Below are 17,305 nucleotides of genomic sequence, written 5' to 3' on the forward strand. Positions count from 1 at the left end.
TCTATTATATCATATTTTTGCTCGTTTGGCAATTGTGCGGTGTTGCCTTAAGTGTTTGCTCAAAAAATTTGCCTATGCGTTATGCATCGGCTTAATCAATATTTTTTATCGTCGAAGTGCCACAAAATCGAGCTTTTATTTTAGCCAACCTGCCGAAATTCAGAATTATAGAAAGAAAAATCAGGAAAAGTCTTGACTTTTTCAAGTTCTCGGAGTACAATAAACCCGTAAACAAGATTTGTGTACAGCATGAATAATGCTTTATCAGAACTTAGCTATCTCTGCTTTCATGGTTATTAGGATATCCCACCATGCGGCGAGGTGTTTACTACTATTTTCAAACGGATATGTGCTGAGGGAGACGCTACAAAGTTATATTAGCTTTGCGAGAAGCGACGGGCAGTTTTGCTTTACCTCTATTACGTCGCTGAGCCATTAATTAGAAAGGAAAATCGGATATCACTATGAAATTTAATGAAATTAAGTCGAACGAGTATGATAAGTATACTTTCGGCAAATGCATCCGAGCAAGACGAGAGGAACTTGGGAGATCGGTTCGTGATCTGGCAAAGGCAGTTCAAATGTCACCAATTTACTTGAGCGATATCGAGCGCGGACTAAGAGTTGCACCAACAAGTAATACTAAAGGAATCGACTACATGGAAAATCTGATAAGAGAACTAAGTGTCAAGGAAGATGAGATTCTTGCGTTTAGGGCTATGGCTGAGGTATCAAAAGGACAGTACATAGATATTCAAGCCTACTTATCAAAGACTCCATCAGCACGATTAGCTCTTAGGCTCGCAGATGAAAAAAATATTCCTGATGAAGAATGGCAAAAGTTTATAATTCATCTTCAGGCTTTGAAATCATCTACCCTCTGATACATTTGTCAAAATTCTACTCATATACTTCTCGGCTAAATTGCCGACGATGTAGCACCTGTACACCGTCAATGATACCATTGATAAAGTGTCAGGTGTTTTTTTGACCCTGTTCAAGCAGAAAAGAAAATATGAAAGGATTGTTTTTTATGACAAAGCCAGACACTGGGAAACCTCGAAGCGCCGTCATGTGGGGCGGCCTTAATAGCTGCCCCATTACTATGAAGTATCTTCTTGAATACTTTGGAGGATTGCAGATTCCTCCCGGTTCGGTTGACATCAAGGATTTTGTAGACAATTTTTTGCACCTTGAGATTCTGAGTGACATTGTGGATTTACCTTATATCAAGGCTTTCATATACTATTCTCCGGGTGTATACTTTCATATTAAAAGTGATCGTCCGATTTCAGTTGACCCTGGTACAGTCATTCTGAATCAGGACATACAGGTTGATTCACCTGAATGGCGCTTCGTTCTGGCGCATGAGGCTGGACACTGGATCATCAACAGGGAGCTTGCAGACCCGGTTCGTCCCAATTACTCCTGTTGTAAAACTTTTGAAATGCGTACCGACTATATGGATGCTGAAAAGATAAGTCACTACATTGATACCGATGCCGATGCATGGTCAGAGATAAAGGCTGACTGTATAGCAAATGCTATACTGATGCCCACAAGTGCATTCCTGACTCAGTCTATCAGACTTATGGATGCTTACGGCTTTAAGGACGAAAGAATCACTATTGGTGAACATCCAGAAGCAGAAGCAGCATTGATCAGCGATCTTGCTGAAACATTCCTTGTTCCGGATTATGCGGTCAGGAATAATCTTTATGCTTACGGCTTGCTCTCCAAAGACTAAGGTGTTTGAAATCATAATAATGGGTGGAGACATCCATTATTATTTTAATAACATCGTACACAATATCTGTGTACAGAAGGAGAGCTTTCATGAAAATGAGATACATTGTAAAATGTCCGTGGTGCAACAAGGGCGAAATACGGGCAGATAATAAAGGCGATCTTCGCAACTCATGTATCTGTCCTAAATGTACCAGAGCGTTTATCGTTGACTGGAACACTCTTAAAGCTACACGCACAAATAAATCCAAAGGATAATAAACATGATACTGACCGCACCGAAGGACATTGTCACTTCATAGAACGGAGTATGAGAGCAGCATGAACTGTTTTCATCTCCGTTCTTTTTTGTTATGAAGGGAGGAATATCTGTGATCCACAAAATTGAACATAGTGATTTGATCAATATGGTCAGGATCATAGATGTCCGTCATGAGTTCCTCAAAGAATGGGAGAACGATGAGAACATGATCAGAATGTTCATCGACCTGAACATTGGCAACTTTCTTCCCGGTGACGAAGATACCTTCGGCAGTTATCTGACCAACTTGATGAATTTCAAGGGGTTGACACCAACAGTTCTTGCAGAGAGGACAGGAATAAGCTACAACACCATTTACAAATACCTGTCAGACTATGGACGTTCAAAGCCGTATACGCTGGCTCTGATGATAGCATTCGGACTTGAACCCTCGCAGATCGACGCAGTATTTAGCCTTGCTGAATTGCGTATTGACAGGCGCTGTACAGAAAACAACATTATCAACCGATATATGCAACTCGGCAGGAGCGATGAAAATGCAGTTGCTAAATGCAATCAGACACTGGTTATATTCGGTTTTGACTCGCTGACAGCTTTAGGAACAAATGCCTATGGTAAATAGTAACGAAATTTATATAGGTCATTTCTTGTCGAGAAATAATCAGACCTCAGTAAGAAGATGAAATCAGCGAGATTTGAGTATCCTTCATAGGCATATTGACGTGCTTTAGGCTATTTTTACATTAAACCCTGTTACTTTTGGATATTGCAACATTTCTCGGCGCGATATATCTTTTTTCGCTGAGAAGGTTTACAATATAAAATGAGGATACGAATGCTTGCGCGCGGCTACTCAGTTCCGTAACCTCAAAAATACGATCACCAGGCTGAGTTGGGATTGTCAGAGAGAAACACTCGACAACCGCTTGGTTTAATTGGTATGCGTTTTTCTCTGACAGAAAGGAGAAAAACATGAAATCCAAGCCGAAATTCCCGAAAGAATACTATGACATCGAAAAGGTCGAAGGCGTTACCGATGAGACAGTAAAAGCATATCGTAGTCTTATCCGCCATGAGATGTATGAGGAAAAGAAACGGAAACAGAACGAAGCATTTACCTACGGTCACGTTGATGATATTGAGTATCTGCTTTCCACTGACAGCACTACTATGACTCAGGGCGGCATTCAGAATCCTCGGCTTGCTCAGGCATTGGACGAGCTGCGGATCAAGAATGAGAGCTGGTACGAAGCAGTCATGGACTACTATATCAGATGTGAGAACGCAAGTTACGGTGTGCTTGCAAGAAAATATAACGTTTCAAAGGTAGAGGTATTCCGTCGGGTAACACTCGGAGTTGAGTTCCTGATCGAGAAAATGGCAAAATGACCTGGCATAGTGCAAGTTCATACTTGAAAACTGTGCATGGCTACAAAATCAGGCTTGATACTTAACGATGGGCATAAAAAATTTGGTAATGACTTATAGAGGGCGCAATAGTGTTCTCAGGAGAGCTAAGGGAGCGACAAAGCTGTTTTGTCCATTTTCCGGCTGCGTCGTTCCCCATACGCTCGTGATAAAAATGAGGTGTTATAAATGGAAACAATGATAACTGTAAACTTTGACAATGAAAAGCCAACCGTAAGCGGTCGGGAACTTCATGCAGCACTTATGATCGACACTCGCTACAACGACTGGTTCAAAAGAATGTGCAAGTACGGATTTGTAGAGGGCAGAGACTATTACTCGTTTCTGAGTAATAGGGTTGACGGACGTGCAGGTAAGCAGAGAAAAGACCATCAGCTCACCATTGATATGGCAAAAGAGTTGTGCATGATTCAGCGCTCCGAAATCGGTAAGAAATGCCGTGAATACTTCCTCGAAATCGAGAAGAAGTGGAACAGTCCCGATGCGATCATCGCAAGAGCATTGCTTATTGCCAATCATCAGTTGCAGCTTGTCAAGCATGAAAACACTCAGCTCATCGAAGAAAACAGCGAACAGGCAGAGAGAATAAAAAAGATGCTCCCGAAAGCATCTTATTACGACTATGTTCTGAGTGCCGAGGGTCTGATGCCGATCAGCACTATCGCAAAGGACTATGGTAAGTCGGCGGTATGGCTGAACAAATGGCTTCATGAACAGGGAGTTCAGTATAAGCAGGGGCAGGTGTGGCTGCTGTATCAGAAGTACGCAGGAATGGGATATGTAAAGTCCAAGACTTTTACTGTATCAGACGAAAACGGCGACCCTAATGCGAAGCTGCATACTTGTTGGACGTAGAAGGGACGGCTGTTCATCTACGAGCTTCTGAAAGCTCACGGCATTCTTCCTCTTATGGAGCAGAATTACTGATAATATATTCCTTCTTTTTTGCAGGACAGCGGAAACGCTGTCGGGAGTATCCGTTCTTCGACAGGGCGAATACTGCCCACGGTGTTTCATGTATCGTGCCTCCTATATATTATTTCGACGGCTGATGTGCCGTCGGGAGCTTCTACCCCTTGGAGTAGGAGCTGCCAACAGTACATCAATCTTTGGGCATAAAAATAACCGACAGACAGATGTGCTTACAGCATCTTGAAAACTGAATATGAAACATCAACGCTATTTTGTTTTCTTTTTCTTCTTCCTGAGAGAGGAGTGAAGTTATGGCAAGCAAATCCGTAAGGAAACCGTTCAGGAAATATCCTGATATTGTCACGATTACCCAGGTGTGTGAAATGCTCGGTATCAGCCGTAATTATGCTTACGCTTTGGTAAAACAGGGAAAGATTGCACGGCTTGATCTTGGACGCATCATCAGAGTGACGAAAGCCTCAGTGGTTGAGCTTCACGAAAAAAGCCAACGCCCCACGGAGGATTTCCCGGTGTAAAATGCCGAAAATACAGAAATGCGGTTGGTTTGTATTGCATTATATTTGGTTTTGCGCTATAATATAATAGTCAACAGCAGACTTCTACCGCTTTCAACTCAAAGGAGGAATATGAATGAAAGCAAGTCTGCCTTACAAATCAATCAAAACCCGTAAAAACGGGAAATGGTATATAGTATTTGACTACAAGGATCACAGCGGAAACCGTAAGCGCAAATGGGTTAACACAAAATTGCCTGAAACGTGTTCAAAGAAAGCTCTGAAAGAAGCTGAGGAAGCTATCAAAGCAGAGTTTGACAAGAGCATCGCTGAGGGTGAGATTGCTGTGAAATCCGCAAGTGCCGTACCGAATGCTGTTATGAGCGATGAGGGTGCTTCTGAGATGTCGCTTGGAGATTTCTTTTCCGAGTGGCTGACACACATCAAACCGAACGTGGCTCGTACAACACATCTTTGCTATCGCAAGATCAGCAACAGATACATGGAGTACATAAACGAAAACTATCCGGAACTTACGCTTGGACAGGTAAATCACAACCACGTTCAGAATTTTCTCAACTACAAACTAGACAACGGCTGCAAAGGCAGTTCTGTGAAACAGTATTATCTCGCATTGCACTCTGCATTTGCGTATGCTGCTAAAATGGAGCTGATCCCGAAACACCCTATGGACAAGTTGGTTGTACCGAGAGCTGACAGACATGAAGCTACCTTTTATAATGGCGATGAACTTCTGGAGCTGCTTGAAGTATTCAAGGACGATAAGCTTGAGCTTGTTGTCAATATTGCAGCTTACTATGGCCTGAGAAGATGTGAGATACTTGGTCTGAGGTGGGATGCTATCGACTTCAAGAACAAGACAATCACTGTCCAGAGGAAAATCGTCAGCGACTACGATGACAGCGGTGAGATGAAACTCTATGTGGAAACCAGGCTGAAAACCAATTCTACAAGGCGTACACTTCCGCTGATACCGCACATTGAGGAAATGCTCCTTGAAAAGAAAAAAGCTGATGCTCAGTTTAAAAAGACTTGCGGCAAGAGCTACAACAAGGAGTTTGACGGATTTATTTGCCGTGATAGTCTTGGTAATATGATCTCACCAAGCTATGTAACGCAGCACTTCCATTATATCGTTACTAAAAGCGGTTTGAAACATCTACGTTTCCAGGATCTTCGTCATTCTTGTGCGAGCTTGTTACTGGCGAATGATATTCCGATGAAGGCGATTCAGGAGTGGCTTGGTCATAGCAATTTTGCAATCACAGCAAACCTTTATAGTCATTTGGAATACAACGCTAAAGTCAGCTCGGCTGAAACTATTGCAAGGGTTCTCGGTGGCAAGTCTGAGGATAATTCTGATGCAGATAATTCTGCCAGAAAGACCACAGGCAGAACGTCAAAGGCAACAAGCAAAAAGCCGTCCCAAAAGAGTGACGGTAGGAAAAAGAAAAGCGATAATCCCGAAGGCAAGGGAGAATCGCAAAGGTCAACATTATAGAATATAATATGCGAAAGTGGAATCAAGAAAAAGAAATCAAAAAACGTGTGATTCTGGTAGAAAAAATGGTAGAAAAATAATGTGATTCACGTTTATATTATCTACCAACAACTTTCTGAAATCCAGTCAATTCGGATAAAGCAGAGAATCGTTACTAAGGAATTCATATAATAGAGTAGACAAATGCACTATTATATGATATAATAAAGGCAGAGCAAAATGAACAAGGCAGGTGACACCGATGGAACAGAAACTAGATATTCATGAATTACGGAAATCCTATGATACAGCGGCAAAGCGACTGCTGTCTTACAAGGAAGTCATTGCGAATATTTTGAAGTATACTGTCCGGGAATTCAAAGGCTGTTCGATTCCGGAAATTGTTGCCTGTTTAGAAGGAAAGCCAGAGATCGGGACAGTTCCAGTTGATGATGATTTCTTACCTAAAATGGATGTGGCAGGTTCTGAAACGATTTCTGAAAAAGAAGGCGTTCGCAGCTATGACATTAAATTCAAAGTAAAACTGCCTACACAGGAAGAAGCAGAATTGATTATCAATCTGGAATCTCAGAACAAATATCGTCCGGGATACACGCTGGAAAAACGGGGTATTTACTACCTCAGCAGATTGATTTCTTCGCAGTATAACGTAGAATTCAAGAATTCGAATTTTGATCAATTGAAGAAAGTATACTCTATCTGGATTTGTACCCATGCACCGCTTGAATTTGCAAATACGATTACAGAATATCGATTCAAGCCGGAAAACTTGGTTGGAGAAATGCCGGATATTCCGAAGCACTATGATTTGATGTCATTGATCATGATCAATTTAGGTGCAAAAGATAAGAACTATGATGGGCTGATTCGGATGCTGGATATTCTTTTGAATCTGTATTCAGAGATTGGAAGGAGTCAAGCTGCATTGGATATTCTGGAAAGTGATTATCACATTCCATTGAGAAGCGTTCGTAAGGAGGTTGAGAATATGTGCAATTTGAGCCAGGGCGTTTATGATGATGGCTTTGCAAAAGGTGTGTCAGAAGGTAAAGCAGAAGGTAAAGCAGAAGGCAAAATTTCAAATGCCATTAAAGTTGTCAAGAATCTGCTTGCAAAAGGTTTTTCATTGGAAGAAGCACTTGCGATTGCAGATATTGATCAGGAAACCTACGAGAAAAATTGCTCGGAATAAGGTTTATGATTCTGTTAAACTACACTTGATAAAAAATCTCAGTCATTTTTTATGGCTGAGATTTTTTTAGTCTGAAATAGATGGTGTAAGAATGACCTTGCAATAGAGCCACTTCAAAACAGACACAGAACGAAACAACACCTCCTCTCCAACTTCCCAAAAAATGAACGAAATCTCAAAAAAACCTCCTTTTTTCTTGACAAAGAATACCTGATCATGTTATAATAGATCTATCAAGAATATGTAATATATTCGAAAACAAAAAGGAGGAAGTTTATGCGATTTCAAAAGAAACTATCCCGGCGAGTGCTGAGCCTTGCGGCGGCACTTGTGACGGGCATCTCGTCTGTGGGCATCGGTTCATTTTCCGGCAGCGTGCTGTTGGCGAGTGCGGAGGAGGACACGTCCACCCATGAACACAGCTACGATACAGGGAACACCAACGGTTTCGGAAACTGCCCGAAATGCAATGCAACCGTATATCAGCCTGCCACTGAAACAACTGACAAATATGACATTGACGATGACGGCATGAAAGAGACTGTTTACGAAATCAGCAATGCAGGTCAGCTTTACTGGTTTGCAGGAATTGTAAACGGCACTCTTGATGGAGTTAAACAAAACACATTAGCCAATGCAATTCTGACAACCAACATCACAGTAAATGAAAATCTTCTTGATTCCTTACAATACGATGCAAAGAACAACGTTTCCAATGGAAGTGATTTTATAAGCTGGACTCCGATTGCAGATTGGATGGGAAATCGTACAACACAGTATTCAGGAACGTTTGACGGAAATAATAAAACCGTAAGTGGTTTGTACTTTAATGGTGATTCAACATGTATTGGATTATTCGGAAGTTCAGAATCCGATGGCAACATAAAAAATGTTGGAGTCGTTGATTCCTATTTCAAAGGGAATGATTCTGTGGGCGGTGTGTGCGGAAAAAATGCTGGCACAATCACAAACTGTTATAATGCAGGGAATCTTACCGCTATTGAGTCATCTGCTCATATAGGCGGTATATGTGGATATAATAATAGTGGCACAATCGCAAACTGTTATAACACAGGAACTGTTACTGCTACCGGCCAAGTATTTTCTGTGGGTGGTGTGTGTGGTTGTAGTACTGCACCAATTTCAAACTGTTATAACATAGGAACTGTTACTGCTACTAGCTCAGATACTAATATAAGCGGTATATGTGGATACTATTTTGGGTCAATCAAAAATTGCTATTACCTTGCAAACACAGAAGATGAAAATGGCGGCAAAACCGCCGACCAATTCGCCAGCGGTGAAGTCGCATATCTGCTGAACGGCGATCAATCCGACATTCATTTTTATCAGACGATCGGCGATGACGCTTTTCCGACTTTTGACAACACCCACGGTGTGGTCTATTCCTATGCTGGCTGCACCGACAAGACGTATTACACCAACACCGAAACAGCAGATATACCGCACGACTTCGACGAAAACGGTTTCTGCAAGAAAAACAGCACCCACTACCAGCCGGCAACGCTGAACAGCGAAACCGGAAACTACGAGATCGAAAACGCAGGTCAGCTTTACTGGTTTGCGGCAAAAGTAAATGCGGGCGAAAAATCTGCGAATGCGATTTTAACAGCTGATATTGTTGTTAATGAGGGTGACCTTTCGGGTTATGATGGAATTTCTGAAAACAGCTGGAGAAAATGGACACCTATAAATAGTTACAGCGGAACTTTTGACGGACAGAATCATAAAATTAGCGGTCTTTATTTTAATGATGATAATAAAGTATTTATCGGTTTATTTGAAATTACTGAAGGTGCAACTATCAAAAAAGTTGGTGTCGTAAATTCATACTTCGAAGGTAGTGAAAATGTCGGCGGAATATGTGGCGTGGGATTTGGAGGAACAATATCAGAATGTTATAGTACTGCAACAGTAATTGGAATTAATGCAGCTGGTGGTATTTGTGGAATATTTGATAGTTTAAATGTTATAAATTGTTTCAATAGCGGAAAAATAAGTGCAGGAAGTGAAGTTGGCGGAATTTGCGGAAGTATTCGTAATTCATCTGTTGAAAATTGTTATTATGACAAAACAGTTTTTACAGGTGATGCAATTGGGAATACATCTGATACTAATACTATTGAAAAAGTTGAAGGCAAAACAACAGAACAATTTGCAAGCGGTGAAGTTGCTTTTCTTCTTGGAGATGCTTTTGGACAGAAAATTGGCACAGATGAAATACCTGTTTTAGGCGGACAGAAAGTTTACAAAGTTGAAAAAACGGGTTGCGGTGTAACAGATACAGAAGAAGTGTACAGTAACACAAATGAAAACATAGTAGTTGAACATTCGTTTGAAAACGGTATTTGCACAAAATGCGGAACAAAAGAAGAAGCAAAGCAAAATTCAAATGGCTATTATGAAATTTCAAACGCAGGTCAGCTTTACTGGTTTGCAGGACTTGTAAACGGCACTCTTGATGGAGTTAAACAAAATACATTAGCCAATGCAATTCTGACAGCCAACATCACAGTAAATGAAAATCTTCTTGATTCCTTACAATACGATGCAAAGAACAACGTTTCCAATGGAAGTGATTTTATAAGCTGGACACCGATTGCAGATTGTATGGGAAATAATATAACAGGGTATTCAGGAACGTTTGACGGAAATAATAAAACCGTAAGTGGTTTGTATTTTAATGGTAATTCAACACGTATTGGATTATTCGGAAGTTCAGAAGCCGATGGCAACATAAAAAATGTTGGAGTTGTTGATTCCTATTTCAAAGGGAATGATTTTGTGGGCGGTGTGTGTGGACGCAATGACGGCACAATCACAAACTGTTATAATGCAGGGAATCTTACCGCTATTGAGTCATCTGCTGCTATAGGCGGTATATGTGGATATAATAATGGTGGCACAGTCACAAACTGTTATAACACAGGAACTGTTACCGCTACCGGCCAAGTATCTTCTGTGGGTGGTGTGTGTGGTTGTAGTAATGCACCAATTTCAAACTGTTATAACATAGGAACCGTTACTGCTACTGACTCAGATACTGATATAAGCGGTATATGTGGATACAATTTTGGGCCAATCAAAAATTGCTACTACCTCGCAGACACAGAAGATGAAAATGGCGGCAAAACCGCAGAACAGTTCAAGAGCGGTGAAGTCGCATATCTGCTGAACGGCAGCAAGTCCGAGGGCGACACGGTACACTTCTACCAGAATCTAAGCGGCGAGAACGCAGACGCTCTTCCGGTTCTGGACAACACTCATGGCGTAGTCTATACCGGAGAGGATTGCAAAACAGGGGGTACAAGCTATACCAACAACGCTGATTCTATTGCAGAAGGTAAAATTCACGACTTCGACGAAAACGGTTTCTGCAAAAAGGACAGCACCCACTACCAGCCTGCAACGCTGAACGAGACAACTGGAAACTACGAGATCTCCAATGCTGGTCAGCTGTACTGGTTTGCGGCATTTGTGAATACCACAGGCAGTTCTTTTGATGACTATCCGAATATAAATGCAAGTGCTGTTCTGAAAAAAGATATCGTAATCAATGAGGGCGATCTTTCTGGATATGATGGCGTCAGTGCAAATAGTTGGAGAATTTGGACGCCGATCGGAAGATTTCCATATGGCCGTTACACTGGCACATTCGATGGACAGGGACATACGATCAGCGGTCTGTATTGCGATGCTAACAGCAGAAGCTATGCTGGTTTGTTTGAATATAACCGTGGTATCATTCAAAATGTTGGCATAGTGAACTCTTATTTTAAGAGTGAAAACACTGTCGGTGGTGTGTGCGGTGATAATGAAAAAATAATCAAAAACTGTTATAATACTGGAACGGTTTCTGGTGTGGATACTGCTGGCGGTGTGTGTGGTTACAATTGCGGCACGCTCGAAAACTGCTACAACACCGGAACAATTTCTGGTACTGGAAACTATATTGGCGGTGTGTGCGGCGATAACTATATTGATAGCAGTAACAATGGCATCGTCAAAAACAGTTACTACCTCGACACCTGTGCGGCAGAGGGTACGACTTTCACAAATGACGACGGCATAAGCAAAACCGCCGACCAGTTCACAAATGGTGAAGTCGCTTATTTGCTGAACTTCCACCAGACCATCGGCGAGGACGAGATCCCGACCCTCAACGAGCAGGCAAGGGCAGTCGTTCGGCTGACACTGACCTATGACGAAACTTTTGGCGATGATGCCGATACCAAGGAACTCTATTACAACGCTGCGGATGAAGTAATGCTGGAAAAATCGACGGATAAGGCGTATACTTACCGCTACTTTGACGGCGAGACCGAGCTCACTGAAGATATTTATCTCATGACCGGCGATGCGGTGCTCACTGTGAAAAAAGAGGCAGTGAAGATCACCGTTTCTGCTGATGTGGACAAGCTGGAACTGACTTACAAAAAGGCGATGACCGAGGTCGATCTGAACAGCTATGTGGAAAACGCTGCCGATCTGGGCAAGCTGACATTCAAGGTTGACGATGCAAGCCAGCTGCCGGAGGGTCTGGAACTTTCCACAGACGGAACACTTTCCGGCACACCGGCAAAGGCAGCAGACAGCGTTAAGACTACGGTTATTGTCACGGCGAAAAACGGCGAAACGGCGAAGATCAAACTGACGTTCCAGATCGCCAAGGCTGACCCGACGGTAGAAGTTACCGTGGACGGCGATTCCCACACCGAGGGTGACCTTGTGAGCGAGCTGAAGCTGATTCTCAGCGGAAACAACACCAAGGGTCTGGCGGAAATTATCAGCGAGATCAAAGCACTGACTGCCGGTGAAAATACCCTGACGTGGAAGTTTACGCCGGAGGACGGCGAGAACTATAATGTCGTAACCGGCACGGTCGTGGTAAATGCACAGACAACAACTACCACAACAACGACCACTACAACTACTACGACAACGACGACTACTACAAACGAAACGACTGCCACAACAAAGGCAACAACCGCCACCAGCGGAACAACTTCTGCGACTAAGGCAACAATGACTACCACCAGCGGAACGACTTCTGCGACTAAGGCAACAACAACTACTACCAGCGGAACGACTTCTGCGACTAAGGCAACAACGACTACCACCAGCGGAACAACTTCTGCGACTAAGGCAACAACGACTACCACAAGCGGAACAACTTCTGCGACTAAGGCAACAACGACTACCACCAGCGGAACGACTTCCGCGACTAAGGCAACAACGACTACCACCAGCGGAACAACTTCTGCGACTAAGGCAACAACAACTACCACAAGCGGAACAACTTCTGCGACTAAGGCAACAACAACTACCACCAGCGGAACAACTTCTGCGACTAAGGCAACGACGACTACCACAAGCGGAACAACTTCTGCGACTAAGGCAACAACGACTACCACCAGCGGAACGACTTCTGCAACAGAATCTGGCACAGAAACTTCTACACTCAGCACGGAAACTTCCACTTTGACTACAACATCTTCCACCACAAGCGTGACAAACATTGCGGACGAAGATCTTTGCAGTTGGGCACTCAACGATTATCTGAAAAAAACGGGAGTGATCGCCGTAAATGCAGAAATCACTGCACGCTCGGAGAATGCATATGAGATCACGCTGACCGACTTAAACGGCAATGTGCTGGACGTTTACACCGTTGATCCGAAAACCGGTACTGGAACAGATTCCTCCAACGCAGAAGTTAACCTGCCTCAGACTGGAAACAATTCCATGACAAACTGGCTGCTGTGCGTGGGTGCAGCACTGTTCATGGCATTCGGATTCGGTGCGGTGAAGGCATCGGGTATCTTCAAGCGTAAAGAGGATGAGTAAGACCCAAAAGCAGTGGGGGATGTTTCTCTCAGGACTGATTGCAGTTCTGAAATGAACCCCTTTTCAAAGCAGCAGGACATTTCAAGGAAAGCGGAAACAGCAGTACACATTGAAAATACGTACTCTGAAAAAGTGTGAAAAGCCCGATATATCGCAGTTTTGCGGTATATCGGGCTTCCTTTTTTCAACAAGGCAGCCACTTCAAAAACAGACACAGAACGAAACAACAGAAAAACTCTCTCCTCTCCAACTTCCAAAATTTGTGCAAAATCGCAAAAAATCCTCCGTTTTTCTTGACAAAGAATACCTGATCATGTTATAATAGATCTATCAAGAATATGTAATATATTCGAAAACAAAGGAGGCGTATTATGAAGAAACAATGGAAACGGCTGGCTGCTCTTTCGTCTGCAGCAGTCATGGCGGCGGGAACGCTGCTGTACTTCCCGACCGATACCCTGCAAAATATCTCGTGGGGGATCACGGCGAGTGCGGAGGAAACAGGTGAAGGGACAGAATCGGGATCGCAGACATGGAAAGAAGACAACCTGACCTGGACACTCACCGCTGACGGCACAATGACCATCAGCGGCTCAGGAGCGATGAAGAATTATATTACTGACGATAGCCCTGCAACCCAAAAGAAAGACAACGTAAAAAAAGTTGTGATTGAAGACGGCGTTACAAGCATCGGAGATTTTGCGTTTTTCTATTGCAGCAGTTTAACAAGCATCGAAATTCCGAGTGGTGTCACAAGCATCGGAAAGAATGCGTTTCAGTATTGCAGCAGTTTAACAAGCATTGAAATTCCGGAAAGCGTCATAAGCATCGGAAATAATACGTTTGAGCATTGCAGCAGCTTGACCAACATCACGATTCCAGGTAGTGTCACAAGCATCGGAATGAGTGCGTTTTCTGATTGCAGTAGTTTAGCAAGCATCACGATTCCGGAGAGTGTCACAAGCATCGGAAATTATGCATTTTACAATTGCACCGGCTTAACCAGCATCACCATTCCAAAAAGTGTCACCAGTATCGGAAATGGTATGTTTAAGTATTGCACTGGCTTAACCAGCATCACCATTCCAAAGAGTGTCACAAGCATCGGAAGCAATGTGTTTGGCGGCTGTACTGTTTTGACCGAGGTGCTTCTTGAAAACGGCTCTACGCTGACAAGCGGACAACTCGGCGTAGATGCAAGCAAAATCGCAACCTACTGGAACGAAGACAATCTGACCTGGACACTCACCGCCGACGGCACAATGACCATCAGCGGCAAAGGGGCGATGAAGGAGGATTACAATACTTATTATAGCCCTGCATACGACAATGAGAACATAAAAAAAGTTGTGATTGAAGATGGCGTTACAAGTATCGGAGAATATGCGTTTTCTGGTTGTAGAAGCTTGACAGACATCACGATTCCAGGTAGTGTCACAAGCATCGGAGATTCTGCGTTTGAGTGGTGCACCGGCTTAACCAGTATCGAAATTCCAGAAGGTGTCACAAGCATCGGAGAGTTTGTGTTTTTCAGTTGCTACAAGCTGACCGAGGTGTTTCTTGAAAACGGCTCTAAGCTGACGAGCGGAAACCTCGGCGTAGACGAAAGCATAATCGGAACCTACTGGAACGAAGGCGACCTGACCTGGACACTCACCGCCGACGGCACAATGACCATCAGCGGCTCAGGGGCGATGAAGGATTACTCTTACGATAGCCCTGCATGCGACAATAGCAACATAAAAAAAGTTGTGATTGAAGAGGACGTTACGAGCATCGGAGATTCTGCGTTTTCCGATTGCAGAAGTTTGACAGACATCACGATTCCAGGTAGTGTCACAAGCATCGGAAATGGTGCGTTTTCCGGTTGCAGCAGCTTAACAGGCATCACGATTCCAGGTAGTGTCACAAGCATCGGAAATTTTGCGTTTTACAACTGCACTGGCTTAACTAGCATCAGCATTCCAAAGAGTGTCACAAGCATTGGAACTTATACATTTTCTGGCTGCGGCAATTTGACCGAAATTACGGTCCCCTGCGATTCTACGCTGACAAAAGACGCTTTCGAAGATGCATCTGAAAAAGTAAAGTATCGTCATTCTCTCGTGAAAACCGATGCCAAGGATGCGACTTACACCGAAGCCGGAAACGTGGAGTACTGGACCTGCGAGAACTGCAAAAAGCATTTCCTGTCTGACGAAACCGATGCAGAAGCTGCCAAAGAGGTGGAACTGTCGGCAACGGTGAAACCTGTTCTGGTTCAGGTTGCCACAGCAACCACGCAGATCAAGTGCGTTTACGGTCAGGACATGGAAGAGATCGACCTGCAGGATTACGTGAAAAATGCCGATGCAGTGGGCGGCGTTTCCGTGAAGGTTGCAACTGGTTCCACCATGCTGGACGGCATGCAGCTGGACGGCAATAAGCTTTCCGGCAAGCCTGCAAAGGCGTACACGGACAGCAGGGAAGTGACCTTTACATTTACCGCGAAAAACGGCAATACCGCAGACCTGACTTTGAATTTCCTGGTGGCAAAGGCTGATCCGACAGTGAAAGTGACCGTAGACGGCGACACCCACACCGAGGGCGATCTGGTGAGCGAGCTGAAGCTGATTCTCAGCGGAAACAACACCAAGGGTGCGGCAAAGATCGTCAGCAAGCTCAAGAAACTGATCGCCGGTGAAAACACCTTGACGTGGGAGTTCACCCCGGAGGACAGCGAAAACTATAACGTTGTAACCGGCACGGTTGTGGTAAATGCACAGACCACCACAACTACTACGACAACAACTACAAACGAAACGACTTCCACGACCAAGGCAACAACTGCCACCAGCGGAACGACTGAAGAAACTACTACCAAAAACGAAACAACCGCAACAACCGAGGGAACTACTACCACAAACGAAACAACTGCAACAACTGAGGAAACAACTATCACAAACGAAACAACTGTCACAACCGAAGAAACCACTACAAACGAAACAACTGCAACAACCGAGGCAATTACTGCAACAAGCGAAACGACTGCCACAACCGAGGCAACTACTACCACAAGCGAAACAACTGCAACAACTGAGGCAACTACTACCACAAACGAAACAACTGCAACAACTGAGGGAACTACTACTACAAACGGAACAACTGCAACAGCCGAAGAAACTACTACCACAAGCGAAACAAGTGCAACAACTGGGGAAACTACTACAAACGAAACAACTGTAGCAACCAAGGCAAGCACTGTTACTACAAATGAAACAATCGCAACAACTGGAACAACTTCTGCGACCAAGGCAACTACCGCTACTACAAACGGAACGACTTCCGCAACTCAAACAACCACAACAACAAAGGAAAGCACTACCGCAAGTGAAACAACTATGACCACCAGTGCTTCCAGCACAGAATCCACCGCCGCAACATCGGCAACCACGATCACAACAGCAACTACCACAAGCGTGACCAATATTGCGGACGAAGATCTTTGCAGTTGGGCACTCAACGATTATCTGAAAAAAACGGGAGTGATCGCCGTAAATGCAGAAATCACTGCACGCTCGGAGAATGCATATGAGATCACGCTGACCGACGAAAACGGCAATGTGCTGGACGTTTACACCGTTGATCCGAAAACCGGCACCGGTACGGATTCCTCCAACGCAGAAGTTAACCTGCCTCAGACCGGAAACAACTCCATGACAAACTGGCTGCTGTGCATGGGTGCAGCACTGTTCATGGCATTCGGATTCGGTGCGGTGAAGGCATCTGGTATCCGCAAGCGTAAAGAGGATGAGTAAGACCCAAAAGCAGTGGGGGATGTTTCTCTCAGGACTGATTGCAATTTTGATTGGTGTCAGCAT

General features: G+C 43.9%; 13 protein-coding genes. 12 read left to right on the forward strand and 1 reads right to left on the reverse strand.

Annotation, left to right across the window (positions count from 1 at the left end; all coding sequences use genetic code 11):
* The 10 genes from DXB92_RS13955 to DXB92_RS14280 all read left to right on the forward strand — a co-directional run.
* Positions 1–196, forward strand: a 196-nt coding sequence (locus DXB92_RS13955) for a hypothetical protein (RefSeq protein WP_207658590.1), incomplete at its 5' end; no start/stop codon positions are given.
* 268 nt (positions 197–464) lie between these two features.
* Positions 465–884 (forward strand): transcriptional regulator, encoded by a 420-nt coding sequence (locus DXB92_RS06910; RefSeq protein WP_022494524.1) that lies wholly within the window; start codon positions 465–467, stop codon positions 882–884.
* Between the two features lie 131 nt (positions 885–1,015).
* Entirely contained in the window at positions 1,016–1,747 is a 732-nt protein-coding gene (locus tag DXB92_RS06915; RefSeq protein ID WP_117733306.1) for an ImmA/IrrE family metallo-endopeptidase, read from the forward strand.
* 370 nt (positions 1,748–2,117) lie between these two features.
* Positions 2,118–2,630: a helix-turn-helix transcriptional regulator gene (locus DXB92_RS06920; protein ID WP_117733307.1), complete on the forward strand. Its 513-nt coding sequence runs from the start codon at positions 2,118–2,120 to the stop codon at positions 2,628–2,630.
* Positions 2,631–2,980: 350 nt separating this feature from the next.
* Positions 2,981–3,397, forward strand: a complete 417-nt coding sequence (locus tag DXB92_RS06925; protein ID WP_022494527.1) for a hypothetical protein — start codon at positions 2,981–2,983, stop codon at positions 3,395–3,397.
* 207 nt (positions 3,398–3,604) lie between these two features.
* On the forward strand, positions 3,605–4,291 hold the full coding sequence (locus DXB92_RS06930) for a phage antirepressor KilAC domain-containing protein (protein ID WP_242986616.1): 687 nt from the start codon (positions 3,605–3,607) through the stop codon (positions 4,289–4,291).
* Positions 4,292–4,659: 368 nt separating this feature from the next.
* Entirely contained in the window at positions 4,660–4,884 is a 225-nt protein-coding gene (locus DXB92_RS06935; protein ID WP_117733308.1) for a helix-turn-helix domain-containing protein, read from the forward strand.
* A 115-nt stretch (positions 4,885–4,999) separates the two neighbouring features.
* Entirely contained in the window at positions 5,000–6,385 is a 1,386-nt protein-coding gene (locus DXB92_RS06940; protein ID WP_117733309.1) for a site-specific integrase, read from the forward strand.
* 241 nt (positions 6,386–6,626) lie between these two features.
* The gene (locus tag DXB92_RS06945) at positions 6,627–7,577 is read left to right on the forward strand and encodes a hypothetical protein (protein WP_117733310.1); all 951 of its coding nucleotides are present in this window, start codon (positions 6,627–6,629) and stop codon (positions 7,575–7,577) included.
* Positions 7,578–7,989: 412 nt separating this feature from the next.
* Entirely contained in the window at positions 7,990–8,112 is a 123-nt protein-coding gene (locus DXB92_RS14280; protein ID WP_278277768.1) for a hypothetical protein, read from the forward strand.
* A 689-nt stretch (positions 8,113–8,801) separates the two neighbouring features.
* Here the strand turns inward: DXB92_RS14280 and DXB92_RS14100 are convergent.
* On the reverse strand, positions 8,802–8,972 hold the full coding sequence (locus DXB92_RS14100; RefSeq protein WP_242986617.1) for a hypothetical protein: 171 nt from the start codon (positions 8,970–8,972) through the stop codon (positions 8,802–8,804).
* Positions 8,973–10,568: 1,596 nt separating this feature from the next.
* Between DXB92_RS14100 and DXB92_RS14105 the strand changes: the two genes are divergently transcribed.
* Both DXB92_RS14105 and DXB92_RS06955 read left to right on the forward strand, forming a co-directional pair.
* Positions 10,569–13,445 (forward strand): hypothetical protein, encoded by a 2,877-nt coding sequence (locus DXB92_RS14105; RefSeq protein WP_242986618.1) that lies wholly within the window; start codon positions 10,569–10,571, stop codon positions 13,443–13,445.
* A gap of 371 nt (positions 13,446–13,816) precedes the next feature.
* Entirely contained in the window at positions 13,817–17,242 is a 3,426-nt protein-coding gene (locus DXB92_RS06955; RefSeq protein ID WP_117733312.1) for a leucine-rich repeat protein, read from the forward strand.
* Positions 17,243–17,305 lie beyond the last annotated feature (63 nt).

It is taken from the genome of Ruminococcus sp. OM06-36AC (assembly GCF_003438725.1).
In the GTDB taxonomy this organism is placed as follows: domain Bacteria; phylum Bacillota; class Clostridia; order Oscillospirales; family Ruminococcaceae; genus Ruminococcus_C; species Ruminococcus_C callidus.